This window comes from Mesorhizobium sp. WSM4821, from assembly GCF_055901555.1.
In genome coordinates this window covers 6,102,130-6,126,199 of the sequence record NZ_CM148371.1, presented here as the reverse complement: position 1 = coordinate 6,126,199, position 24,070 = coordinate 6,102,130, and the positions used below count along the sequence as shown (strand labels likewise).

Below are 24,070 nucleotides of genomic sequence, written 5' to 3'. Positions count from 1 at the left end.
CGGGAAGACTAAACTCGGAAGCGACGGGTAAATTAGCCCGCCGCTTGGCCGTCCACCACGCCGTGCCAAGTTGTTGGAACAAAGTTGCGCTTTGACCGTTATGTCAGGTTCCGCTAATCAAAATTCGACACGGGGAGGGTCGCGTTGCAGCTAAGCGGGGGGCGCGAAAAGCTCGCAGCACGTTTGGACGAACTGAGCGCCCTTTACGTGCTGACAGACCGACTGTATCGGGCAAAGTCCAGCTACGAAGCATTTGAAGCCGGGCTGGATGCCATCCGGGACGGTTTGGGGTGCCAACGGGCTTCCATGCTGCTCTTCGATAGTGCAGGGGTGATGCGCTTCGTAGCTTGGCGCGGCTTATCCGAATGTTACAGAAAGGCACTTGACGGGCACTCGCCTTGGGTTGTGGGGCAACGCAATCCCAAGGCAATCTTTGTGTCGGACATCGCTGAGGCGGAGGAACCTGCCTCCGTCAAAGATATGGTTGTCAGCGAAGGCATCGTTGGTTTGGCGTTTATTCCACTGACGGTCCAAGGCGAAGTGGTGGGTAAATTCATGACCTACCACGAACAGAGGCATTCTTTTGCCAGCCACGAGATCGACCTTGCTACGACAATTGCGAGACAGATCGGGTTCTATCTCGAGCGAATGCGAGCGGAAGAAGCCCGGAGACTTGCCGAAGAAGAATTGCGAGCGTCCGAGCAACAATTTCGCCTTATGTCGGAACACGCTCCGGTGATGATCTGGACCTGCGACGCTTTGGGGAAATGCGCAAATCTCAACAGCATGCTTCGGGAGTTCTGGGGCGTCGAGGTCGATGACGTCCCAACTTTCAATTGGCACACGACCATGCATCCTGAAGATGCCGCGGAGGTTGGCGCACGGATGATGGAAGCGTTGGCAACACAATCAGCCGTTTCGGTCCAGGGTCGCTATGCTAATTCTAAGGGGGAGTATCGCGTGCTGCTCACAGATGCCCGCCCCCACTTCTCTGCAAATGGCATATTTCGCGGATTGATCGGAGTAAATGTCGACGTTACGGAGCGTGATCAGGCAGAGATGGACCTGCGTCTAAGCGAGGAGCGGTTTCGATCGGCCGTAGAGGCGGCTCCCAGTGGCATGGTGATGACGGACGGAGATGGACGCATTGTTCTGGTCAATCTTCACGCCGAAGCCCTGTTCGGCTATGGGCGGGAGGAGATGATCGGCCAAGGCATGGAGATGCTGGTCCCCGATCGCTACAGCAGCTCGCATCCGGTTTTTCGCCGGACCTACGGCAGTCGCCCTCTGGCTCGACCAATGGGTGCCGGGAGGGATCTTTATGCGCGACGCAAGGATGGAAGTGAGGTGCCGGTTGAGATTGGGCTCAGCCCAATTCGGACGAGCGAAGGATTGATGGCGCTCGCCTCCGTCGTCGATATCAGCGAGCGGAAGCGGTCAGAGACACAACGAGAACTGCTGATGGCTGAGCTCAACCATCGTGTGAAGAACACGTTGGCGGTAGTCCAGGGTATTGCTCATCAGACATTCAGGGGAACGCAGGCCACCGATGCTCATGCTGCGTTTGAAGGCCGCCTCATGGCCCTTGCAGCGGCGCACAACATTCTGACCCAGACCAGTTGGAAACATGCATCGCTGGACCAACTTGTTTTCAACAGTCTTCAGATACGAGGCACGTTCGCGAACCGGGTTTCGACAACTGGACCTGCAATTTTATTGCAGCCCAACCAAGCTCTTTCCCTAGCGCTTGCCCTCCATGAATTGCTAACGAACGCAGTGAAGTACGGAGCCCTTTCAAACGACGCCGGCAAGATTTCTGTCGAGTGGTGTCGCACCGACAGACCCAAGCCAAGGCTTAAGCTGGTTTGGCGCGAACTCGGTGGTCCCCCAGTTTCGTCTCCCACCAGGCGAGGCTTCGGCTCCCGCCTTATTGAGCGTGGCTTGGCAGCAGATCTCGACGCCGAGGTCGCGATGGAATTTCGACCTCGGGGCCTCGTCTGCAGGATCGATGCTCCCCTGCCAGAGGGAAAGCTCATCCAATGACAACACTGTCGGGCAGGCGCGTGCTCATCGTTGAAGACGAATCCCTGGTAGCTATGCTGGCCGAGGATTTTCTGATTGAGCTCGGGGCAATTGTTATCGGTCCCGCCACCTCGATCGACGATGCGATTGCGATGATAGCAAGCCACGAAATCGACGCGGCTGTCTTGGACGTAAATATACGCGGTGAGCGGAGCGACCGCGTTGCCGACGCTCTGAGGCTGCGGGGCATTCCGATTGTGTGCGCCACCGGATACGGAGAGGGTGCGGCAGAGTTCGCGCGCGGATCAACGATAGTCGCCAAACCGTATTCTAAGGAAAAGTTGGACCATTCGTTGCAATTGGCACTCTCCGAAGAGCCGGGCAGGATCGAACCTGATGGCAACCGCAAGGAATGCCAGGAAGCAGGTCACCCGCGACTTTAAGCTGCTAGCCTTTCCTTTGGACGCAATGCCGCGATGTCGGCCTCGCTCCGACTGCCCTTTGGTCCCAATGATGCGCGCGGCCTGCGGGGTGGTTAGCCGGTGCTTTTCCAGGAATAGGGAGAATCTCGTGCCCCTGACATTTCTGGTCATCGCAACGGTCGAAACCGAGAGATTGATTCGTGCTCTGCCAATTGTCCCGCTCCGCGCCGCAATGTTCTTAGGGGAGTTTTTCAACAGAATACGCCTCATCCCGTCATTCGTGGCGTAATCGGAAGCGGACATTCCTTTGCGGGCTCGCACTGGAGTGCCATTTAGCCGACCACAGTCCTCCAGCCGAACTTGTACGACGTCATGGCGCGCAATTCCGGTGGGTTTACCCCCCCTCCCGCGGCTGCCTTTTCTGGAAGCCTGCCGATCGCCAAGCCGTTGCTCGAACAGGGGGCAGTGCTCGGAGAATCGGCTAACAAGTCTGGGGTCACACCCCCTGATGATAGCGGGGCCAGGAAAACCATGTCGAACTGGCAGAATTCCTCATTGCGCAAGGTGCGGATGTGAACCGGGCTGAGAGTCATTGCTACATGCCGATTACCCGCGCGTTCTGCAAGTCAGGAGTCCCAGGCAATAATCCTTCAGCGGCTCAGCTCGGTCGGCGTTCCGATCACCCCGATCAAAGCATCCATATAGGCGTCGAATGCTGCTTCACTCTCGGCTGTCCAGTCGGGCATGGCGGGCGCTTCCCTGATCACGAAGCAGCACCCTAACAAATCCGCGACCAGCGCGAATCCCCCCGCATCCGCGACTTTCTGACTCAGTAAGACTAAAAGCCGACGTTCTAATTGACGATGCTGACTGCCGCGGTTGTGCTGTGGCGAACATTGGCAAAATTCACCGGCATGGAAATTAGGATCGCAATTATCGGATGGTTGGCGAACTCGATCCGGACACTAGCGTCGGCCTGGCTAGGATACCCCCTCACCCAATGCAATTTAGGTCTCCTTTACGCTTCGACAGATGCCGGGTACTATTCAGCCGAAGGCAGGGTCGGAGACATGGACCGCAAGCTTGCCGCCATTCTGGCGGCCGATGTGGTTGGCTATTCCGCTCAAATGGAGCGCGATGAAGCGGGCACCTTTGCACGACTGAAAGCCGGTCGCACGGAGCTTTTCGAACCGGAGATTGCGCGGCACCACGGTCGCATTTTCAAGCTCATGGGGGATGGAATGCTGGCTGAGTTCGCCAGCGTGGTCGATGCCGTGGAATGTGCCGTGTCGTTGCAACGTGGCCTGGCCGAGCGCAATGCTTCGCTGTCCGAGGCCGAGCAGATCTTGGTCAGGATGGGAATCAATCTCGGCGAAGTGATAATTGACGGTGACGACCGCTATGGCGACGGGGTCAATATTGCCGCTCGCCTCGAACAATTGGCGGAACCAGGTGGCATATGTGTCTCGGGGAAGGTGGCGAAGGAGGTTGAGAAGAAGCTCGCCTTCGGCTTCGAACCTATGGGTGAAAAGAAGGTCAAGAATATCGATGAACCGGTACAGGTTTTCCGCATCACACTAGAAAAACAGGGCATCCGCCGTCGCTCAGTGCGGTTTCCGCCGCGTTGGGCGATAGCGGGGATGGCGGTGGCCATGACCCTGCTGCTTGCTGCCGGAGCAGCTTGGCAATTCTGGCCGGCGGCATCGGTAAGTGCAAGGCCGTCGGTGGCGGTGCTGCCATTTGACAATTATGGCGGCGACGAGGCTACCGGACGGCTGGCCAATGGCCTCACGGAAGACATCATAACCGACCTTGCGCGCTTCCCGGAATTGGAGGTTGTGGCGCGCAATTCAACGGAAGTCTACAAAGGCAAGCCCGTGGATGCCCGAGAGGTCGCCAAAGCGCTCCATGTCGGCTACGTGCTTGAAGGTTCGATCCAGCGCCAGGGCGGGCGCGTCCGGATCACCGCGCAATTGATCGATGCGCAATCCGGCAACCATCTGTGGTCGGAGCGGTGGGACCGGCCTACCGAGGATGTGTTCGCCGTCCAGACCGAGATATCCGAACAGGTCACCAACCGGCTCGGCGGCGGCGCCGGGCTGATCCAGGAAGCTGGGCGGGCAGCAGCCAAACGCAAGTCGCCAGAAAACCTGAACGCCTACGAGCTATATCTGCTTGGTACCGAGAAGCTTGAGCAGTTCACCAAGGAGGATATTCAGGAAGCCATCGCACTCCTTGACCGAGCAGTCCAACTCGATCCGGGTTTGGCTCGCGCCTGGGTGGAACTCTACCACTCTCATTCTGTGTTGGCGAACTTCGGCGTCAATCCCGAGAAGGGAGCGCAGGCGGCGGCCGATGCAGCCGAACGCGCCGTGCGACTCGATCCGAGCGACGCGGAGGCTCACGCTGCGCTCGGCATGAGCCTCGGCGATCGCGGCGACCTCGCGCGCGCCAAAGTCGAGCTGGACACGGCGTTGCGCCTGGCTCCCGGCTCGGCAGAAATCTTGACCTTTTATGCCGGCTGGGCGGTATCCTTCGGCGAACCACAACGAGGAGCGGAAATGGTCGATCGGGTGATCCGGCTCGACCCGAACTATCCGATGTGGGCCACCGGCCCCTTTTCTTTTGCTTACTATATGGTGGGGCGATACGACGACGCGCTGAAGATGCTGGAAGGCCTGACACCAGACAATTACAACAAGATTAGGTGGATAGTTCGCAGTGGTTCGCTCGCAGGCGCCGGCCGCATAGGAGAGGCGCAAGCCTCTGTGAAAGAAGCGCTCAAGAGCTACCCGGATATGACGGTGGAGGGGATGGTCAACGCGCCTGGGGTCAGCGCCGTCGAGCGCGAGCGCTACCTGTCGACGTTGCCGCAGGCCGGCTTCCCGCTATGCGCCTCTGACGAGCAGCTGGCCAAGGTGAACCTTCCAAAACGTCTTCCCGATTGCTTGAAGTAGTTCAGCGAGTTTACCGAAACAGCGCGACATCGGGTGACACCCGTTAACGACCACATCCTTGCTTCTAACGCCAAGCGGACCCACTGCTTCCCGCGGAGCATGCAGGAGGAACACGATCGTCACCAGCGCGACGATCAGGCTTTCCTCTATCAGCGTGGATTTCAGCGTTTCTATCGCTGCGTCAATCAGTTCCGAGCGGTCATAGGCAGGCATGATTTCGGTACCGGCCGGCAGGCTCTTGGCTCAAGCATAACTGCCACAGCCATAATGCCAAGTTGTGAAGCGAGTTTGCAAGCCAAGCCGGCCGAGGAGCCGCCAAGGCGCTCTTCTCATATTGCCAAATGGCATAAAATGAGATATGTACTGCCATACGGAGATTCCGCATGCCAGCACTTGAACGCGTCGATACCGTCCCTGAGGCATTCCGTGCCGATCCTGTTACCCAGGACGAGGCGACTGCCATGTTTCGCGCCGCGCTCAATCTTTTCGGCAAATGGGAGCTGACCGACGAACAGGCGGCGACCCTGCTCGACATGCCGGTCCGGTCCTTCCGCCGCTGGAAGGCCGAAGGGCCGGGGCGGATATCCCGCGACGGCCGAGCGCGCCTCTCCAACCTGATGGGCATCCACAAGGCCCTCAGGATCATCTTCACCGAGCCGCAGCGCGGATATGCGTGGATCCGGACCGGCAATTCCGCCTTTGCCGGGGCAAGCGCCTTGGACGTGATGCTCGGCGGCGAGCTTACCGACATCATGCGGGTCCGCCGCTACCTCGACGCCGAGCGCGGCGGCTGGTGACGGCGCCAGAACAGATCCCGGTTTCGCGAATTGAGTGGGAAGGCGCTGTCAGGATCATACGCAGCGCCTTTCCGCCGATCGATTTATTCGAGGACATTGCGGATCCGGCCGATTGGCCGCTGCTGATCTCTGCGGAGCAGAAGACCAACCCGCGGGTCATGGCGAGCATTGGCAATCTCGATCTCGTTCCGGTCGAGCGCAGGGTCGGCGGCAATGGCGCGTCCTACCTGATGGCGCCCTTCACGCATGTGAGCACCAACAGGCCGAGCCGCTTCACCGACGGCACTTTTGGCGTCCTCTACGTCGGCAATGCCTTCGAGACGGCGCTGTTCGAGACCATCCATCACCACGAGCGCTTCATGGCGCGGACAGCCGAAGAAGCTGGCTGGACGTCGCAGTTCCGGGAGATCGTTGTTTCGGTTGATGCCGATCTACACGACCTGAGAGGGCCTGAGCGGCAGGGCCATCCGGCCCTTGCTCCGGACTGCTACCAGGCATCGCAAGAGCTGGCGAAGAGCCTCAAGGACGCTGGCTCGGACGGTGTGGTATATCCCAGCATCAGGCACCCAAGCGGCGAGTGCGTTGGCCTTTTCTATCCGGATTGTGCTTCGGCACCCGTTCAGGGCCGGCATCTCGACTACCACTGGGATGGCGAGCGCGTCGATCTTGTGCGCGATCCAGGGTCGGGGCAGGTCTTCCGTGTCGTGGATGTTTCCTGAACGACGGGCTGTGGGTGAGTGCCCCGTGCCAACTCTGCGCCACTCGTCAATGATACGGACTGGGCGTTCGCGTGGTTCTATAGATCCTCTCCGTTGGCGACTAGAGCGGGATGGGATTTGTAGGAGTCGTAGGATTCCCAAATCAGCAATGATCTGATTCAACATCGATGCTGGGAAGGAGGCCAGCATGGATGGCATCATATTCGATGGACCTTCGCGAACGGGTTGTGGCAGCGGTCAAGCAGGAGGGCATGTCGCGGCGTGCGGCGGCGGCTCGCTTTGGGGTCAGCTACAGCGCGGCGATCGAGTGGCTGAAGCTTTTCGAGGAGACCGGCAGCGTCAAGCCCCGCCAGGTCGGCGGCTATAAGCCGAAGAAGATATCGGGGGCGTGGCGCGACTGGCTGGTCGAGCGTTGCCGGGATAAGGCCTTCACCTTGCGCGGGCTTGTCGCCGAACTTGGCGAGCGCGGCCTGAAGGTCGACTATCGTTCGGTGTGGGAGTTCGTGCACGCCGAGGGGCTGTCGCATAAAAAAAGACGCTGATCGCCGCCGAGCAGGACCGTCCCGATGTGGCGCGCCGGCGGGCGCAGTGGGTTCAGTATCAGGGCCGGATCGACCCCGCCCGCCTGGTGTTCATCGACGAGACCTGGACCAAGACCAACATGGCCCCGCTCAGGGGCTGGGCGCCGGTCGGACAGCGGATCAAGGCCAAAGTTCCCAATGGCCACTGGAAGACAATGACCTTCCTGGCAGCGCTACGCCAGGATCGCGTCGACGCGCCTTGGCTCATCGACGGGCCGATCAACGGCGAGAGGTTCCTCCTCTATGTCGAGAAGGTTCTCTCGCCGACCCTTCGTCCGGGCGACATCGTCGTCATGGACAATCTCGGCAGTCACAAAGGCAAGGCCGTGCGCCGCGCGATCCGAAACGCCGGCGCGAGGCTCTTCTTCCTGCCCAAATACTCGCCCGACCTCAATCCGATCGAACAGCTCTTCGCCAAGCTCAAGCACTGGCTGCGAAAGGCCGCAAAACGGACCGTCGAAACGGTTTGCGACGCCATCGGCCAGATTCTCAACCGCGTCACACCTGTCGAGTGCTCAAATTATTTCGCAAACTCAGGATATGACTGGAGGTAATCTCATCCCGCTCTAGGCGGACTGGGGGTATGCGCGGCGACGGCGGTCGCCCGCTCAAACAGCAGCGGCCCGGAAATTCCAAATTGGGTCCCTTGGGTTCGTCTCAGCGTTTGGCCCGAGCGAACTTTCGATACCAGCCCGAGCCGGCGATAGTATTGCGATAGATGCGCTCCCGCTCGCCTGCCTCTTCCATTGTCTCAGCGCGCATCTCGCTTTCGATCGAGGCGTCGGCGCGACGAAACGGCATGAGCTGCACCAGCGGCGTACCCTTTTCGATGATGTGCACGCCATCGGGGGCGATCGGGAAAAAGGGAAAGTGGATGTGCGCCGAATAGCTGTCGGTGTCGACGATGCCGGCGACTGCCTCGAAGACGCCGTTCGGCCGGTTGAGCGGAGGCACGAACAGACAGCTCCATCCCGGCGCCGTTCGGATCGCCCAGTAATTGTGGAACTTGCAGGGTGGCCGTGGCATGCTGGGATGGCCCGTGATCTGGTGCGGGCTGTGATTGCTGACCATCGTGCGGTCGAACTCCCAGCCGTAATCGACGGTTTTCCCGCTGTCCTTGATCTCCAGCCGCACCTCCGCGGCGAGTGGCATAATCCAGCCAGTGGAGAGCGCGTCCAGAAATGGCATGCAGCGCTTGATCGTGATGCCGTTGTCGCGCGCGCCGACTTGCTCCAGATCGATCGGCGCGATCTTTCGGAACCAATCGGGCAGCACCGACTTGGCCGGCCGCGGTTCGGCGATAACGCCGATATCGGAGGGCTGACAAAGAAAACTGATCTTGGGCGAGGGCTTGTTGAAGCGTGTCAGCATGGCTGTCATCTGGAGCTAAGGGTGATCGCCGGAGAAGCCGGTTTGCTCACCGTGGGTCGTCCGGTGCGACGAGGGGCCAGAGAGCCGACCCCTCGTTTCTTCGCGGTCACTGGCGTTAACGCAGGAGGTCAAGCAGGGTCCGGGCCGACCGGTTGGAGCCGGAGTTCGACGAGCTGTTGGAGCTCCAATTGGACGAGCCGTTCGAATTCGAGTTCGACGAGCTGTTCGAGCTCGAATTGGACGAACTGTTGGAACTCGAGTTCGAGGAGCCGTTTGAGCTGGAATTGGATGACCCATTCGAGCTGGAATTCGATGACCCATTCGAACTCGAGTTCGACGAGCTGTTGCCGGCGAACTGCAGCAATTTCTCCTGAGCCTGAACCATTCCAGGGAGCGCCTTCGGCGCTGCCTGCTTCGCGCCCACGATGCTCCTGATGCCGCCGGCCTCGATTGTGTGCGGCTCGACGGCCGCTTGCGCCCCCCCTGATACCGCTGTTCCGGTCGCGGCAGCGATCGCAAAGGCAATCATACGGCCGGTTTTGTGATTGGGTTTCATGATGCTTTCTCCGTTATCGTCACAAGGTGAAGTCGCCACCGCCCGACAACTATGAGATAACGCAGAAATTTGGAAATAATAATGAAATAAAACGCCTCTATCCAACTTGTAACCTGACTGTCGCCGTTCTCTTACTTTAGTTCTGATCTTGTTAGCCGTGCAACAATATCGATAACTGCGACCGCCACATACCGGATGAAGCTCTCGATGCCCGAAGTTCGTCGCTCAGGCCGATATGACGTAGCCGAAGCCGCGCACAGTCTTGATGAGCGGGTTTGCCTCCGCGCCGTCGATCTTGCGGCGGAGATAGCGTATGTACACATCGACCACCTTTGTTTCGGGGTCAAAGCTCAGATCCCAGACATTGTTGAGCAGCCGTGTGCGGCTGATGACGGCTCCGGCGTGCAGCATCATATAGTTTAGAAGCCGGAATTCCTTGGCCGTCAGACTGATCTCGCGCTCGCCGCGCCGAACCCTTTTGGCAACAGGGTCGAGCGTCAGGTCACCGACTATCAGCACCGGATCCGAGACCGGGCCGGGTCCCCGTCGAAGCAGGGCTTCGATGCGCGCAATCAGTTCGTCGAAGGCGAACGGTTTGGTCAGATAGTCGTCGGCGCCACCCTTCAGCCCCTCAACCTTGTCCTGCAGGCTGTCTTTTGCGGTGAGCATCAAAATGAGATTCTCACGCCGTTCGCGTTGCAGCATCCGGCACACCTGGAGCCCGTCAATGCCGGGAAGCAGGCGGTCGAGAACGATTAGCGAATAGGCGGTCTCGCGCACCATCGCCAATGCATCCTCGCCATTGCTTGCCAGGTCGACCAGATAGCCCTCGGCTTCCAGTCCCCGCTTGATAAAGCCCACGATGCGATCGTCATCCTCAACCAGCAGAATTCTTGACATTGACACCACCTCCGTCCGGGATCCTGTCGCTGAGCCGGAGCACTTCGTGCTTTCAGATTGACACGGTCGCTGCGTTATCGGCGTAGCATGAATGAACGCATATTGGGACGGCGCGGGTTCTGCTTTATTCCGCGCTGGTTTTCGCATGAGCCTTCTTCCTCGAAACAATCGCGCTGGCGTCGACGGTCTCATCCGAAGACGCGGCTGCGTCAGCGCATGGAATGCGGACCACGACCTCCGTGTAGGACCCGACCTCGCTCGTCAGCGCAATCTCGCCCTGATGCTTTTCGATGAGCCATTTCGCGATCGCCAGGCCGAGGCCGCTTCCGGGCTGGCGCGACGTCCTCGGGCTTCGGCCGCGGTAAAATCGCTCGAACACTTTTGGTATTTCCTCGGCCGGTATGCCCAGCCCCTTGTCGCGTATCGTAATCTGCGCATGCCCATCCGAAACGGTCATGCTTAAGTTCACCGGCCGTCCGCGCGGTGAGTATTTTATGGCGTTGTCCAGAAGTATGACGAGCCCCTGCTTAAGTTGCTGCGCGTCGGCAGTAACCCAGATCTGATCGGCCCTGTAGTCCGCCTTGATCGCAATGGCGTTGGCGCGCGCGAGGATTTCGCCGTCGTGGACTGCATCGGCGACGATGCTCACGAGGTCCGTTCGACGGGGCTCGAAGCGGATCGTATCGGTTTCCGAGCGGGACAGGAAAACCAAATCGTCGACGAGCCGGCTCATCTCCAGGCTTTGGGTGACGATCCGCTCAAGCGCGTCGCGGTAGACTGCCTCGGGCTTTGAACCGTGGCGCAGAGGGATTTCCGCCTCGCCGCGGAGTGCCGTGAGCGGGGTGCGCAGCTCATGGCTGATGTCGGCGAGGAACTGAACCCGCAACCGATCGAGGTCGGTCAGCCGCTGGTTCGCCGCGGCAAGTTCGGCCGTACGCGCGGCGACTTGCCTCTCGAGATCCGCTCGCGCGTCAAGCAGCCGTTTGCGTTGGTCCTCCTGATTGGCTGCCATCGTGTTGAAACGTCGCGCAAGCGCGCCGAGCTCGTCGCGGCTGTCGTAGCCGATCCGGTGGTCGAGTTCACCCCGCCCGATCGTCTCGGCGCCTTGGGTCAGAAGGCCAATCGGGCGCATCAGCGATCGGGTGAGAAGGAAAGCAGCGACGAAACAGAGGACCACCGCAGCGAGCGCAAGCCCCGCTGTGATCCACGTCAGGCGTCGCCACAATGCTTCCGCCTGAAGCTCAGCGCGCGCGACCTCTTCCGCTTCATCGCGCCTCGCGGCCTCCAAAATGTTTTCGAATTCGGCATCGAAACGGTTCTCGATGTCACGGCGAAAAACCATGACCGCATCTTCCTGCCGCCCCTGATTGCGCAGTTCGATTGCCTTGGCGGTCGCTTTGCTGATTTCTCCATAGAGAGCGCGCATCCGCGTGATGCGGAAGATCTCGTCGCCGCCGTCCTCTTGTTCGCTGCTGCCCACCAGGAACTCGGCCTCGCCCCTGGTCAGCTTCTCGAGCGCATCGAATCCCACCTCGAGTTCGGCGCTGGCGCTGTCGTAGTCGGGGCGCTCCGGTTCGCCAATCAACAGGAACTCGGCGATCTGCTCGGAATATCGATTGGCGTTGACGGTAAGCGCCGTGACAGCTTCCAACTGGTTGTTGGCCCACTGAACGCGCTCCATGTAATAGGTCGTCGAGCGGATGGTGATGTAGACGATAGCGGCCATCACTACGACTGACGCCACGACGATGAGCTGAAAAAGAAGAATGCGAGACCTGATACCCATCGGTGTCCATCGGGTTGAGAACCCGAAACCGATCGGGTTCACGCACGTGGCCAGGATACCAGCCTTCGTGCAATCGGCTCGCGGGTCGGCAAAATATTGCTCGGCGCCTTTGTAGCACGAACCGATCATACGGGACCGGCAATTAAGGATGAGGGAGATTCAGGTTAGAAATTGGTGAGAACTTGGCTCGCCCGAATGCCACAACTTCATGGCGTCGCCTTAACCCGGAACAGGACGAAGGTCGTCGGTTCGGCGTCTTTCCTTGTCTTGTCGGTGACGATGAGAAACAGATCGTCCGAAAGTCGGGCCATTCCTTCAAAATTGTCGACCAGCATCGGGTCGGGCTCGGCTGAAAGGTCGGCAAGCTGGCATTCCCGTTTTGAGGTGCACTTGCTGAAGTCGAGATAGCGCAGCCGCGCTGTTGGTGCGCCGCCCTTTTCTTCGCGGGTCCGCTCCAGGATCAGGAGATTGCCGTCCGGGAGGTTCTGGATCGCCTTGAGCCTGCTGTCCGACTGGAAAGCCCCGAACGACCATGTCGTTCCGTCAGCCGCAAAAAGTGTGTGACGGTCCTCCGGCTGGCCTCGCAGGGGGCGTTCCGGCGCGCTCAGCATGCCATGGCGTTCGTCGAACGCCACCGCCTCCAGGCGGCTGTTCTTCTTGCTGTACTGCTTCTCGTCAGCCAGTGGGCCAGGCAGCGCTATATCGTCGATCCGCTCGCCCCGTGGCGTGAAGCGGGCAATCGCAGGCCCGTCTTCAAACGCGATCAGCAACTCGGTATCGGACTGCTTGCCATTGTCACCATTGACAGTGGCAAGGCCCTCCGCATTGGTGGCAGCCTTCCCGGAGCCCGCGCCAGCCTTCGTTGCCAGCGGAGCAGAGAAGACCGATTGAATTTCTGCAATGCGCGACCCGTCCAGCCGAATGCGAAAGTGATGAAGGACACCGCCGTCGGAAACGGCGTAGAGAAGTTGCTCATCCTCATCCCAGGCCAAGCCGGAAAACTCCGCAATCTTGACGCCGTTTGCGCCCTCCGCAGGGATTTCCATGCTGTCCAAGGCTTCAAGGTTTGTCGCTGCGAGCGCATCCGACGTGGTCACGGCGGCTGCGGCAAGCATTATCGACGCCCGCGCAAGGCGGCTGAACATGCGGCGAATTCCGTTTCGATCATTCATGCGAACAACTCTCTTTGCGGCGCGGGCACGCTCCCGAGCTTGCGAAGGGCGGGAAGAAACTTGTTGTGCCGCGTTCCCTGATCGAGGATGGCGATGCCGGTGCAATATTTCGAGCAATGCTTGGTGGGATGCTGGTGCATTGCGCGCAGGATGCGATCGGCTATCCCGTTGGCATTGGCGGATTTCGTTTCAAGGATGAAGTGGTCGTCGTTGATCGCGTGCGACGAGCCGGGGGCAAAAAACCGCATTCCGCTGTCGATCGTCATCCGCTCGCCGCCTTCCTTCGCTACCAGCGTCATGCGGACATAGCGCATGTCGAGGACCCGTGAGAGCTCGTATGGGAATTCCTGGCGATACTGGTCGAGATAAACACCATTGACGTAGGCGAGTGCGGTCTCGTCGAGAATTCCGAACTTGCCGGCTTCGTAAGGCAGCCGTTTCTTGATCGTGGCGCCGCGCTTGTCCTTGAGCTTCACCTCAACGAAACAAAGCCCTGCATCGATATACTTCCGGATCCGGACTTTCGCGCGCTGGCGCCGGCCCTGATGGTGGTCGAAATAGCTGCGCCGGTCTGAATTATCGAAGTAGCAGGTTTCGTAGGTGAAAGCCCGGCGGCCCTTGATTTCCAGAATATCGAAGTGCCGTGCCAGTTCCGCGGCGGCGCGATGCAATATGTCCGCGCCAACGACATATTTGTTGTCCAGACGCTCCAGCATCTCTGCCTTGGAGTTGAGGATAGCGAGACTGATCGGGTCGAAAACCCGCTCCAGCCGGGCGTCAGTGTTTGCCGTAAAAGACATTGAGCCTCGCCATTTCCGTGATGTAGTCGAGTTGGAGAACCTGATAAGACAACACTGCGACCCCCAGCCGCTCCGAGAGTTCGGCGCGCATTGCTTCGGGGTCCGACAGCAGTGTCAGGTGGATTTTGTCGAGCGTCACCTTCGCTCCGCTGACTGATTGCAGCATCTTCGGATGATCGATGACGTAAGCGCCGACGAGCACGAACAGAACGATCATCGCCGCAAAAGGCAGCGTCGTTCCTTGCACAGAAGAGATGACTGCGATGGCGACGCTGCCGAAGAAGTAGGTCATCTCGGTTTTGCTGAGCGGCTCCGAGCGCAGTGTGAAAAGCGCCAGGATGGCAAACAGGCCAAAGCCCGCTGCAACGCTGAAATTCACCGAAGACAAGACAGTAAGCACTGCAAAAACGAAGATGTTGAACAACGCGGCCGCCGTCACCAGCTCCTTGTCCCGGTAGCGCCGGTAATACATGCCGAAGGTAAGAAGCGTCATTCCAATGAGGTTCAGCGCGAACCTGATCGCCTGAGCCGCCAGCGGGTCCTGAAGGGCTTGCGCGAAAAAGGAGTTCATCGCGTTTTCGCCATCGGCGCGGCCGGCGATGCTGCCGGGATAAGTGGAACGGGGTACATTTTCAGCTCCTGCTTCTCGTGACGCCATAAGCGGCGCTGAATTGACAACGGACAGTCCCGCCCCCATTCCTGTCGGAAAGTCAGAAACTGCGGAATGCGGCGGCGGCGTCGCTTGAGAGTTGGGATCAACGACCGGTCGGAACGCATTCGCAAGTGTGACAATCAGACGACAGTTTTATGAAGCTAGCCGGCTAAAGCTTCGCGGGAGTCTGGCTAGATTTTGGGGCACCTCGGGTTAGAGTTTAGCAAACTTCAGGTTAGAGTCTGGTAAGAGCCGGCGTCTGGATACCACGGACTAATGGCTGATCTGTCGGATTCCGACGGTGGGACGCTGCGATGCAAACGGTTTCGCGTCTCAACCGGAGGATCGGCAGCAATTCGAAAGCCTGGTCCCCTTTGTTGCGGCATTGTCTTCTCCCGCAAGAACGGCACGGGCTGCAGGGCAGAGGCCCCGGCGGTGACGAGCCGGACTAACGGGAATCCAGCGCCTGGTCCTAGACCACCAGCCAGGAACCAGCGCCATGCCCAATGCGGCCGTTACTTCCGTTGGTCTGGAAGGGGCGGAACTGCCCTCTCGAATGCAGCGGAAGACCGTTCGTCAGACGGACCATTGTCAAAGTCGGATAAAAAGGCAGTGTGGAATTGGTTCAATCGCGAAGTTAATGTGCTCGCTAGGGCGTGGACTCATAAGCGCGCAGCCATAGCCGGATTGATGCTAGCTTGATGAAGGCGAGATAGTTGGCAGCGAGCTTGTCATAGCGGGTGGCGATCCGCCGGCATTGCTTGATCTTGTTGGAGAAGCGATCGACCAGGTTACGCTCTCGGTAGAGGTATGGACTGAAGCAGATCGGCCCCTTGCGATTTCGTTTTGCAGGGATGTTTGCCCACGCACCTTTCTGACTCGCGAACTCCCTGATCCAGTCCGCATCATATCCGCGATCTGCGAGCAACGTCGTTCGGGGTTGCAATTCCGCCAGGAGAACCGAGCAAAGGCGATTGTCGTGTGCCTCGCCTGGCGTGAGGCCAAGGCGCACTGGCAGACCATCGGCGTCCACTACCGCGTGAATCTTGCTGGTAAGTCCGCCTCGTGAACGACCCATGTGTTGCTCGCGATTGTCCGCGATACAGGCACCGTGCTGGTGCACGCGCACAACCGACGTATCGATCATCTGCACCGCCGCGTCATGAGCCTTGGCGAGGGCGTCCATGATCTGATCCCAAACACCAGCCCGGCGCCAACGAACGAAGCGGTTGTAGCAGGTGGTATGAGGACCAAAGCTCTCCGGAAGATCGCGCCACGGCGCACCTGATCGCAAGACCCAGAATATACCGTTGAGCACACGACGGTCATCGTCGCGGGGAACGCCGCGTGGCTTGTTCGGGAGCATCGGTGCAATGACACTCCATTCGTTGGTACTCAGTTCGTACCGCATGATTCGTGCTCCGATTTTTCGGGAGTTGGAATCACAATTTCGGATTGGGGGTCAAAGGCCCCTTACCGCGGCGCTCACTCACGTCGCAAATTGACCCTTAGGAAACATTGATTGCGAAGGGCATTCCTGCCCACAAGCGTACGCTGCCGATGGTCGACTAAGATGCCATCAACGGGTAATCGCGCCAGCGCTTCATGTCCCTCGCAATCATTGCGCAGGCTGCGGTTCGGGAAAAGTCCAGCTATTGTCCAGGATCTCGGCGCGCGGACGATAAAGTCGCACCGTGTAATTCCAGCCCTTCATAATCGGCAGGCAATTGGCGATCTTGCCGTCGCAGCCGCCGAATTGGACATCGATCGAGCCGTCCTCGCTTTTCTTCGCGGTGATGTTGTTGAGCGAGTACGCGTCATTCGGGTTCTTCTCGTAGTAGCCCTCGGCATTGTAGAGGCTGATCGACCAAAATTCGTCGACCGGCACGTCTTTGACGTGCAGTTTGTAAACGGTCGTGCCGTCATTGTTGGGCGGCGAGACATTGAGATAGATGGCGTCCTTGTCGGGATTGCCGCCCCAAGCCGCCGCGGTCCCGATGAGGTGCCGGATCGGGTCGACCTCCTCCTTGGTGCCAAACGCCCTCTTGAAGTCGGGTATTGTGGAGCCGAGAATCAAGAGCGCATCGCGCACCTTCTTTTGGCTCGCCGGATCCCAATTAGGCACCTCGAAGCTTCCGACACTCGCCTGCTCTGCGATCACCTGATCTTGCAGCGCCTGGACCTCCTTAAGGTCTTGGGGCTTGGTGGGATCGACAAGCGTGCGGATAGCCACGGCAACATAGCGGGTGCCTACCTTCTCTTTGTCGAGCGTGTATTTTCCTGCGCCATAGTTCACTTCCGGCACATAGTGGTCTTCGCTGATCACTTGCATGGACATGAAGCGGTCACCCGCGTCGGGCAGCGTGATCGTCACCGGGCCAACGTCGAGATCGAACACGGCAGACGAGTACAGTGTGTCGCGGTTCAGCCGAATGACCGTCTGGCCGTCAATCGGCGCCGGCTCGCGACTGTGGTGGAATTTACCTATGGTCCCGCTTTCCTTGAGAATTCCGCCCAGATAGAGGTCTGACTCCGCGCGAACAAAATTGTCGACCGTCACCGGCTCAACGTCGGCCGCTCTCGCGGTTTGCAAAGCCAGCGCCGAAATGGCTGCGACAAGCACAATTGACCTCACCCTGTTCGTCATGTTTGCCTCCTGATGTTCACTGCGCCCGCACAAGCGCCGGCGCCTTCCACTTGCCATCCAGCGCTTCCGGCTTCGGCCAATAGAGACGCATAATCATGAAGAACGGACCGCTGGGCGTCGGCAGCCAGTTGGCCTCGTTTTCCGCACCGGGCGACTCGTGCTGGATGTGAAGCGTCAGACCGCCGTCCGCGTCCTTCTTCAACTGCGGCAGCATTGGCGAGTTGATCAGGTAGCGGTTGAGTTTGTTGGCCGAAAGCAGGCTCTCCGGAAGTGCGTAGAGGGTCAGCGACCAGAAGGAGTTGACCGGCGGCAGCTGATCCGGCCCGAAACGCAACGTATAGCGGTTTCCGCCGGCTGTCGGCTGGCCTTCAGCGTCGGTGAAGTAGGCGGGATAGATAGCCTCATCTTTCGAGTTTCCGTAAATACCGAGCACGGCGCTCGCCATGCGGTCGAGGTAGCGGTCGCCGAGGAACGCACGTGCGCCGAAACCGTCGGCGCTCGAAATCTTTCCGGCGTCGATATCGCTCTTTTTGTAGCTCTCGAACTCCGCCCATGCGTCCGCCATCCCTTCCTCAATCGCATTCCGCATCTCGGGCGAGAGCGCCGCCGCATCGAACGCCTTGCCGGGCTCTATGCCGATCCGGGCGAAGCGCGCCCTGAGCTCGGTCTCAGAGGGATGAGTCGGGCAGAACTGCAAGATGAAGTTAAGCTGGTTGAAAAACGCGGACGATGTTTTCTGATCCGCCGGGCTCAACGGATCGATGAATTCGATGTCCGGTAGTGGCGGCGGAGCCGGCTGGCCGAGGAAGGCTGAGAGCGACTGAACCCTGTAGCCGGTCTGGATATTCTTGACGTTGTCGATGTCGCCCGGACCGAGCAGCTGGGTGCGGTAGAGTACAAACGCGAAGTCTGTTTCCGATTGGATCACCTCCTTGATTCCAGGCGGCTTTTGGCCTTTCCAGCTCGGTCCCGCAAGGAGGAAGTTTCCTGCGTCGTTACCAGTTGCGCGGCTGCCAACATAGGCGAAGTTGAACGTGTACATGTCGATGAACTGCAGCGAGTAGTACCGCTCCTTGTCGACCTTAGGCACCGTCAGCACTAATGGCTCGGACCTCAGATCCGCGCCGACGAAGGAGTAGGGAGTGTCCGAATTGGGGGTCTGGATCGCCTTGTCGTCCGGCGTGTAGACCCGCGCCGTGTTGTGGATCTCGTTCCATGCGCCCTTGTACTCGGGGTTGCCAGTGTCTACGAAATACGAGTGCTGGATGCGGTAGCTGTCAACAAGCGGGAAGCCCCAGACATAGGCTTCCTTCGCGATCGCGCGCGCTTCTTCCGTCGATACCGCGGCGGCGGCCCGTTCCGGACCGATCGATGCCGCGCACACGATCACAGCGCTGAGCAGCAGGCACCTTCTTGAAATCGACCACCACATAAGCGGCCTCCTCATCTCGCGGCAATCCACTGCGCTTAAGCAACAGCGGAAGATCATAATCATAGCCGAAAGTATTAGTCCCGCAAGGAACCGACAGGTATGCTCGGAGGTGGCCTGCGACTGTTCCTCCCCATGGTTAGTCGACGCAGTGCGCGTGGCTGGCGCTGATGGTCGACCGCGAAGGCCAGTTCGGCATCGATCGATGCCGCTGCTCGAACCTCCCATGACTCGATGGGCAAACTCAGGGCGGCCCTTTGCGCATTCCGGAAGTCTTCAAGCCTAAAGCGGCCCCTCGTCAGCCCACCGCGAGACGTGTTTATGAGTTCACGGCCTAATCAGCCGTATTCGCCTAGCCGTGAGTCCGTGCAAACCAGCTTCCTCTGGTCTTGTCTATGGCGCGGAAAAAGCTGGTGTCGCTGCATCTCGGCCTGAGGAGTCTGCTTGAACCCCAGGTGATGCGGCAGCGTTATAAGACCTCTGCAATTTTCTTATAACGTCGCTTGCATCGCTTGAGTTTATGCCGTTATAAGAGAAACTCATTTTTCTTATAACGGAGCCGACGCATGAAGACGGTCGATCTCGTTTATCGCACGATGTATGCGGAACTCGTTCAGCGCTGCCTTGATGCATCGTTCGAAACCGACTTCTCCACGGCAGGAAATTTCGTCCGGGTTCCGGTGAAGGGGCGGGGCTATTGGTATTTTGAGGAAACCCAACCCAAGAAAACGCGGAAGTATGTCGGCCCGTCCGACGACCCCGAGATCACGAAACGCGTTGAAGCCTTCCAAGAGATTAAGGAAGACCTCCGCAGCCGACGGAAACTCGTCTCCACGCTGACTCGCGAAGCAGGGCTGACTGCACCCGATCGGTTCACTGGCGATGTCGTTGAAGCCATGGGAGCAGCAGGACTCTTCCGCCTAAGAGGCGTGCTCGTTGGTACGGTTGCCTTCCAGACGTATGCGGGACATCTCGGTGTAAGGTTGCCCGGTGCTTCATTGCAAACCGGCGATGCCGATTTCGCGCAGCACTACTCGATCTCGTCGTCAGTCGAAGACAGCCTGCCGCCGATCCTGGAAATCTTGAGAGAGATTGACCCAACCTTCAGGGAGATCCCCCACAGATCGGATCCCGGACACACGACGCAATTCGAGAATGCAATGAGATACAAGGTCGAGTTCCTTACGCCGAACCGGGGATCCGATGACCGCACCGACCATGCTAGTCCGATGCCGGCACTGGGCGGAGCTTCGGCGCAGCCCTTGCGTTTCCTCGATTTCCTGATCCACGAGCCCATCCGGACCGTGATGCTGCATCGGTCAGGGGTGCCTGTAACCGTGCCGTCGCCGGAACGGTATGCAGTTCACAAGCTCATCGTAGCCTCTCGCAGGCAATCAGATGCAAACGGCGTCGCCAAGCGCGAAAAAGATGTCTATCAGGCCAGCCTCCTTGTCGAGGCACTGGAGGCGACCCGGCGCAAGGACGACCTTGCAACAGCGTTCTCGGAAGCGTGGGGGAGGGGGCAGCACTGGCGCGAGGCGATGCTGAAGGGGCTGGGCCTGATGCCGCCGAAGAAACGACAGGAAGTTGAGGACACAGTCAGAAAGGCCCTTGTCGAGATCGGCGAGGAGCTGGACGGCTTCGACCCGGCCGTGACGTCGTAGTCAGCAAAAAGGGCGAGGCCCGCAAGCCCCCCTTATCGCTTGGATTGAGGAAGACCCTCGTTGATCAGGATCGGGTACGAGGGAGTATACCGTAGCTGTTGAGGTCTGTTCGCCGTGTATTCGTCCATGTCCAAAAATCGCTAAAAGGCAGTGTGGAACCATGGTGTGATGTCGGGAAATATCTGCCATTCACGGGGTTTACGAGCCCAGAATTATGGGCTGCTGGAGGGTGGCTTATGAAATTGAAAATAGAAGGATTTTCTGGCTGAGGGTGGGGTTTCCGATCCTCAAACCGAGTTTACCAGTGGCCTCAATGACAGTTAACCTGGAGTGGCGTTTGGCGAGGGAAGCCGGATCGTCATCACCATCGAGGAAAGCAGCATCGTGTTTTCCTCTTGCCGCGACAGCGAATAAGCTTGGCCTGGTCGATCGCCTGTTCAGCGGCGTCGAGGGCATCCGGGGTGGCGCCATCAGAATCGTCGAACGCCCGTTTAATGATGTTCAGGAGCCCGTGTGCGCTACGTCCGGCAAGAGGCACGCTCCCGCCTGACTGATCAGGACGGTCCGAGAATGAATATGATCATTAGGGCGACAAAGAACGCTGCGGCGATCACGGCGCCCCACATGAAGACCCTTCGGGTGCCGCGTTGCTCTTCCTCGCGAGGTAGATCTTTGGCCATGGCACGGATCCTTTTCAGTGGAATTCGTTGACCTAGCAACGTGTCTTGCCGAGACCGGTTCCGGGCAACCATCTCGGATCAGCTTTCCGGCGGCATCCCTGTGCCACCCCCGGACATCTTGCTCCTGACGCTGGTCCGACATCGCCACGGAAGTTTAATTTCATTTCCTATGCAGCCCGTCATAATAAGGCCGGCGGCGGCATTACAGGCATGTCTCGAGGAGGAGATGAAAATGCGGCTCAACAGGCCATTTATTTTTGCAGGTGAAGTTTCATCGGCGCTTTTTTCCGCAGCAGGGAGGAAACCGCGTCGACGTCAGGCCATCCTGGCATGTGCGGCTGCGGTAGCCGGTTCAGCAATGGCTGGTTTCGGGGCACAGAGCGCCGAAACCGGAAACTGGATCACCACCTGGGCTGCCACGCCTGCTCCGCGCTGGTCGGATGATCTTCCTGCGCCTTTCGCAGTGCCGGAGGTGCTGGAGAACCAGACCGTCCGCCAAGTTGCCCGCATCAGTGTCGGAGGCAACAGCGTCCGGGTCGTCCTGTCGAACGCTTTCAGCGCCAAGCCGCTGACCATCGGAGCCGGCAGCGTAGCAATAGCAGCCAAGGACGGCGCCGTCGAACAGGCGACCCTGAAGCCGATCACATGGGGTGGCAAGAGTTCCGTGGTCATTCCGCCGGGAGCCCCAATCCTCAGCGACCCCGTCGCCCTCCCGGCAAAAGCGCTTTCCGACATCTCCGTCAGCATCTTCCTGCCGAAGAAGACGGCGCTCTCGTCGGTGCATTGGGATGGTGTGCAGACCGCCTACATCTCCGGCCCGGGCAATTTTACAAACGACGCCGCGTTCAAGGCTGACAGCACACTCAAATCCCGCCTTTTCCTGAGCGATATATGGGTTGACGCCGCGCCGGATTCCCAGGCGGTCGTGTTTTTCGGGGATTCCATCACGGATGGGAATTGCTCGACCCCCGACGCCAACAATCGCTGGCCCGACCATGTCGCCAAGCGTTTGCAGGAGGCCAACCGCAAGGTCGCGGTGGTCAACGAAGCTTTTTCGGGCAATCGCGTGTTGACCGACGGGATGGGTGTCAATGCTCTGGCACGTTTCGATTCTGATGTCCTGAGCCATCCCAATGTTTCGACCATCGTTGTGATGATGGGCATCAACGATATCGGCTGGCCCGGCGAAAACGCAATCACGCCGGACGACAAGGAACCGACCGCCGAAGACATCATCACCGGATACAAACAACTCATCGACCGCGCGCATGCCCATGGCGTACGCATCGTGGGTGCGACGTTGACCCCTTTCGCCGACACCTTCAAAGGGCTGCCTACCGAAGGGTACTACACACCCGAGAAGGAAAAGATACGCGCCGCGGTTAACGAATGGATCCGCACCGGCGGCGGCTTTGACGGCGTGATCGACTTCGACAAGGTGATGGAAGACCCGGCCAAGCCGGGATACCTGCGCGACGACTACGACTGCGGCGATAATCTCCATCCCAACGACGCGGGATACAAGGCGATGGCGGACGCGGTCGATCTCGAGCTCCTGTTGGCACCAGCTAAATAGCCCGCTGCCGACCTTGCCGCGCTGCTCAGGCACCGCGGCGAGGTCGGTTCGCCCTTTTGTCTGAGTGCCGGCCTGCAGATCGCCGGTTTGCATGCTGCCCAAGTCCTACAGGCAGATGTGAAATATATTTCTGTGAATGAATTTTATTGACAGTCGGGCGAACTGCTGCGAATGATCAACCGCTGAGCCTCGGGAGGAGGTTCGGTGTCATCAACCACAAGCGGCGGCACCCGAGTGTCCGGCCGCCCAATTGACCAGGCTTCGGCCGGGGGAGGACTCTTGCGCAAATTTTTGAGCATGCTTGCCATGTCGGCAGCTACCACCGCTGTGTTGGCGGCCAGCCACACCGCAGCCCAGGCCGCCAACCCGTTCAAATGCGAGCCGGGTGAAAAATACGTCATGAACGTCATGGTTTCCGGGGTCGAATATTGGTTCCCGGTCTACGAGATGTTCAAGCAGGCTGGCCAGCAGTTCGGTTGCGAGACCGAATATACCGGAACGCCCGAATACGATGTGAATAAGCAGATAGCGACCTTCGACCAGGCGCTGGCTCAGAAGCCGGCCGGCATCCTGGTGCACCCGATGAACTCCGACCCCTTCATCGAGCCCATCAATCGGGCCATAGAACAGGGAACGGCAGTGGTCACATTCGCCGCGGATTCGCCCAATTCCAAACGCGTGTCCTACATCACCTCCGACAACGTCGCCGAAGGCACCTATGCCGCCGATGCAATTGCCAAGGCGATGGATGGCAAGGGTGAATATGCGGTGCTCGAGAACCCCGGACAGGATAATCACGACAAGCGCATCGCCGCCTTCATCGCCCGCATGGAAGCCAAATGGCCCGAGATGAAGCTCGTCGGCCGCGCGGCCTCGAACCAAGATGCGACGAAGGCCTATCAGGCGGTGCTCAGCCTCGCCCAGGCCCATCCCGACCTGGGCGCAGTGTTCATGCCGGAAGCCAACTCGGCAATCGGCGCCGCGCAGGCCGCGAAGGAGGGCGGCGGCAAGATCCGAGTGATGCTGGCCGACGTCAATGCCAAGATCCTCGACATGATCAAGGCCGGCGAAATCTTTGGCTCGGTCAACCCCAACCAGGGCATGCAGGGTTACATGGGGTTCATGCTGCTGTGGCTGGCCAAGCACCCCGAGCTGATCGATCCGATGAACGACGCCCGGCGGTCGGGGTTCAACGGCATGGGCGTGCCTTTCGTCGACAACGGCTTTTCCATCGTCACTGCCGACAATGCCGACGATTTCTATTGGGACGCCTACCTCAAGCGGCGCGGCACCAAAGGCATCGAGGAATAGGGTCTTCTGAGATGCTCGAACCGGACGG

The 24,070-nt window shown here is 59.3% G+C and carries 20 protein-coding genes and 2 pseudogenes; 11 read left to right on the top strand and 11 right to left on the bottom strand.

What is annotated here, in order from left to right; genetic code table 11:
• Positions 1–183 precede the first annotated feature (183 nt).
• From AC0NID_RS29935 to AC0NID_RS29920, 4 genes and pseudogenes are all read left to right on the top strand, one after another.
• On the top strand, positions 184–2,043 hold the full coding sequence (locus tag AC0NID_RS29935) for a PAS domain S-box protein (protein ID WP_473458151.1): 1,860 nt from the start codon (positions 184–186) through the stop codon (positions 2,041–2,043).
• Positions 2,040–2,465 carry a response regulator gene (locus tag AC0NID_RS29930; RefSeq protein ID WP_473458152.1) on the top strand — a complete coding sequence of 142 codons (426 nt, stop codon included), beginning with the start codon at positions 2,040–2,042 and terminating at the stop codon, positions 2,463–2,465. Before AC0NID_RS29935 ends, AC0NID_RS29930 begins: the two co-directional genes overlap by 4 nt.
• A gap of 345 nt (positions 2,466–2,810) precedes the next feature.
• A pseudogene (locus tag AC0NID_RS29925) lies at positions 2,811–3,070 on the top strand (ankyrin repeat domain-containing protein); the annotation flags it as partial.
• Positions 3,071–3,514: 444 nt separating this feature from the next.
• Positions 3,515–5,401, top strand: coding sequence for an adenylate/guanylate cyclase domain-containing protein (locus tag AC0NID_RS29920; RefSeq protein ID WP_473458153.1), 1,887 nt, complete (start codon positions 3,515–3,517; stop codon positions 5,399–5,401).
• Positions 5,402–5,467: 66 nt separating this feature from the next.
• Here the strand turns inward: AC0NID_RS29920 and AC0NID_RS29915 are convergent.
• Positions 5,468–5,641: pseudogene (locus AC0NID_RS29915) on the bottom strand (efflux RND transporter permease subunit); the annotation flags it as partial.
• 143 nt (positions 5,642–5,784) lie between these two features.
• Between AC0NID_RS29915 and AC0NID_RS29910 the strand changes: the two are divergent.
• From AC0NID_RS29910 to AC0NID_RS29900, 3 genes are all read left to right on the top strand, one after another.
• Positions 5,785–6,198 carry an MbcA/ParS/Xre antitoxin family protein gene (locus tag AC0NID_RS29910; RefSeq protein ID WP_473458154.1) on the top strand — a complete coding sequence of 138 codons (414 nt, stop codon included), beginning with the start codon at positions 5,785–5,787 and terminating at the stop codon, positions 6,196–6,198.
• Entirely contained in the window at positions 6,195–6,917 is a 723-nt protein-coding gene (locus AC0NID_RS29905) for an RES family NAD+ phosphorylase (protein ID WP_473458155.1), read from the top strand. Before AC0NID_RS29910 ends, AC0NID_RS29905 begins: the two co-directional genes overlap by 4 nt.
• Before the next feature lie 191 nt (positions 6,918–7,108).
• Positions 7,109–8,052 (top strand): IS630 family transposase gene (locus tag AC0NID_RS29900; protein ID WP_473529920.1). Its coding sequence is split into 2 segments (ribosomal slippage): positions 7,109–7,445 and positions 7,445–8,052, totalling 945 coding nucleotides; the frame shifts between segments, so codons are not numbered across the junction.
• Positions 8,053–8,155: 103 nt separating this feature from the next.
• On the opposite strand, the gene AC0NID_RS29895 is transcribed toward AC0NID_RS29900, so the two are convergent.
• Positions 8,156–8,869, bottom strand: a complete 714-nt coding sequence (locus AC0NID_RS29895; RefSeq protein ID WP_473456950.1) for a DUF6065 family protein — start codon at positions 8,867–8,869, stop codon at positions 8,156–8,158.
• 188 nt (positions 8,870–9,057) lie between these two features.
• Between AC0NID_RS29895 and AC0NID_RS29890 the strand changes: the two genes are divergently transcribed.
• Positions 9,058–9,243: a hypothetical protein gene (locus AC0NID_RS29890; RefSeq protein WP_473456952.1), complete on the top strand. Its 186-nt coding sequence runs from the start codon at positions 9,058–9,060 to the stop codon at positions 9,241–9,243.
• Positions 9,244–9,650: 407 nt separating this feature from the next.
• Here the strand turns inward: AC0NID_RS29890 and AC0NID_RS29885 are convergent, their stop codons facing one another.
• The 8 genes from AC0NID_RS29885 to AC0NID_RS29850 form a co-directional block, all read right to left on the bottom strand.
• The gene (locus tag AC0NID_RS29885) at positions 9,651–10,325 is read right to left on the bottom strand and encodes a response regulator transcription factor (protein ID WP_473456954.1); all 675 of its coding nucleotides are present in this window, start codon (positions 10,323–10,325) and stop codon (positions 9,651–9,653) included.
• Between the two features lie 124 nt (positions 10,326–10,449).
• Positions 10,450–12,111 carry a sensor histidine kinase gene (locus AC0NID_RS29880; RefSeq protein WP_473456956.1) on the bottom strand — a complete coding sequence of 554 codons (1,662 nt, stop codon included), beginning with the start codon at positions 12,109–12,111 and terminating at the stop codon, positions 10,450–10,452.
• A gap of 206 nt (positions 12,112–12,317) precedes the next feature.
• Positions 12,318–13,226 carry an esterase-like activity of phytase family protein gene (locus AC0NID_RS29875; protein ID WP_473522318.1) on the bottom strand — a complete coding sequence of 303 codons (909 nt, stop codon included), beginning with the start codon at positions 13,224–13,226 and terminating at the stop codon, positions 12,318–12,320.
• 53 nt (positions 13,227–13,279) lie between these two features.
• Positions 13,280–14,083, bottom strand: coding sequence for a polyphosphate polymerase domain-containing protein (locus AC0NID_RS29870; protein ID WP_473456958.1), 804 nt, complete (start codon positions 14,081–14,083; stop codon positions 13,280–13,282).
• A complete protein-coding gene (locus tag AC0NID_RS29865; RefSeq protein ID WP_473456960.1) occupies positions 14,061–14,780 on the bottom strand; it encodes a DUF4956 domain-containing protein in 720 nt (239 codons plus the stop codon). The genes AC0NID_RS29870 and AC0NID_RS29865 overlap by 23 nt, the downstream gene beginning before the upstream one ends.
• 604 nt (positions 14,781–15,384) lie before the next feature.
• A complete protein-coding gene (locus tag AC0NID_RS29860; RefSeq protein WP_473456962.1) occupies positions 15,385–16,146 on the bottom strand; it encodes an IS5 family transposase in 762 nt (253 codons plus the stop codon).
• Positions 16,147–16,353: 207 nt separating this feature from the next.
• A complete protein-coding gene (locus tag AC0NID_RS29855) occupies positions 16,354–17,382 on the bottom strand; it encodes a DUF1254 domain-containing protein (protein WP_473456964.1) in 1,029 nt (342 codons plus the stop codon).
• Between the two features lie 16 nt (positions 17,383–17,398).
• Positions 17,399–18,814: a DUF1254 domain-containing protein gene (locus AC0NID_RS29850; RefSeq protein WP_473456966.1), complete on the bottom strand. Its 1,416-nt coding sequence runs from the start codon at positions 18,812–18,814 to the stop codon at positions 17,399–17,401.
• A gap of 563 nt (positions 18,815–19,377) precedes the next feature.
• On the opposite strand from AC0NID_RS29850, the gene AC0NID_RS29845 reads away from it, so the two are divergent.
• Positions 19,378–20,475: a nucleotidyltransferase family protein gene (locus AC0NID_RS29845; protein WP_473456968.1), complete on the top strand. Its 1,098-nt coding sequence runs from the start codon at positions 19,378–19,380 to the stop codon at positions 20,473–20,475.
• Between the two features lie 554 nt (positions 20,476–21,029).
• Here the strand turns inward: AC0NID_RS29845 and AC0NID_RS29840 are convergent.
• The gene (locus tag AC0NID_RS29840) at positions 21,030–21,155 is read right to left on the bottom strand and encodes a hypothetical protein (RefSeq protein WP_473456970.1); all 126 of its coding nucleotides are present in this window, start codon (positions 21,153–21,155) and stop codon (positions 21,030–21,032) included.
• A gap of 232 nt (positions 21,156–21,387) precedes the next feature.
• Here AC0NID_RS29840 and AC0NID_RS29835 point away from each other — a divergent pair, with 232 nt between their 5' ends.
• Both AC0NID_RS29835 and AC0NID_RS29830 read left to right on the top strand, forming a co-directional pair.
• Entirely contained in the window at positions 21,388–22,731 is a 1,344-nt protein-coding gene (locus AC0NID_RS29835; protein WP_473456972.1) for an SGNH/GDSL hydrolase family protein, read from the top strand.
• Positions 22,732–23,010: 279 nt separating this feature from the next.
• Positions 23,011–24,042, top strand: coding sequence for a substrate-binding domain-containing protein (locus AC0NID_RS29830; protein ID WP_473456974.1), 1,032 nt, complete (start codon positions 23,011–23,013; stop codon positions 24,040–24,042).
• The last annotated feature ends 28 nt before the right edge of the window (positions 24,043–24,070 follow it).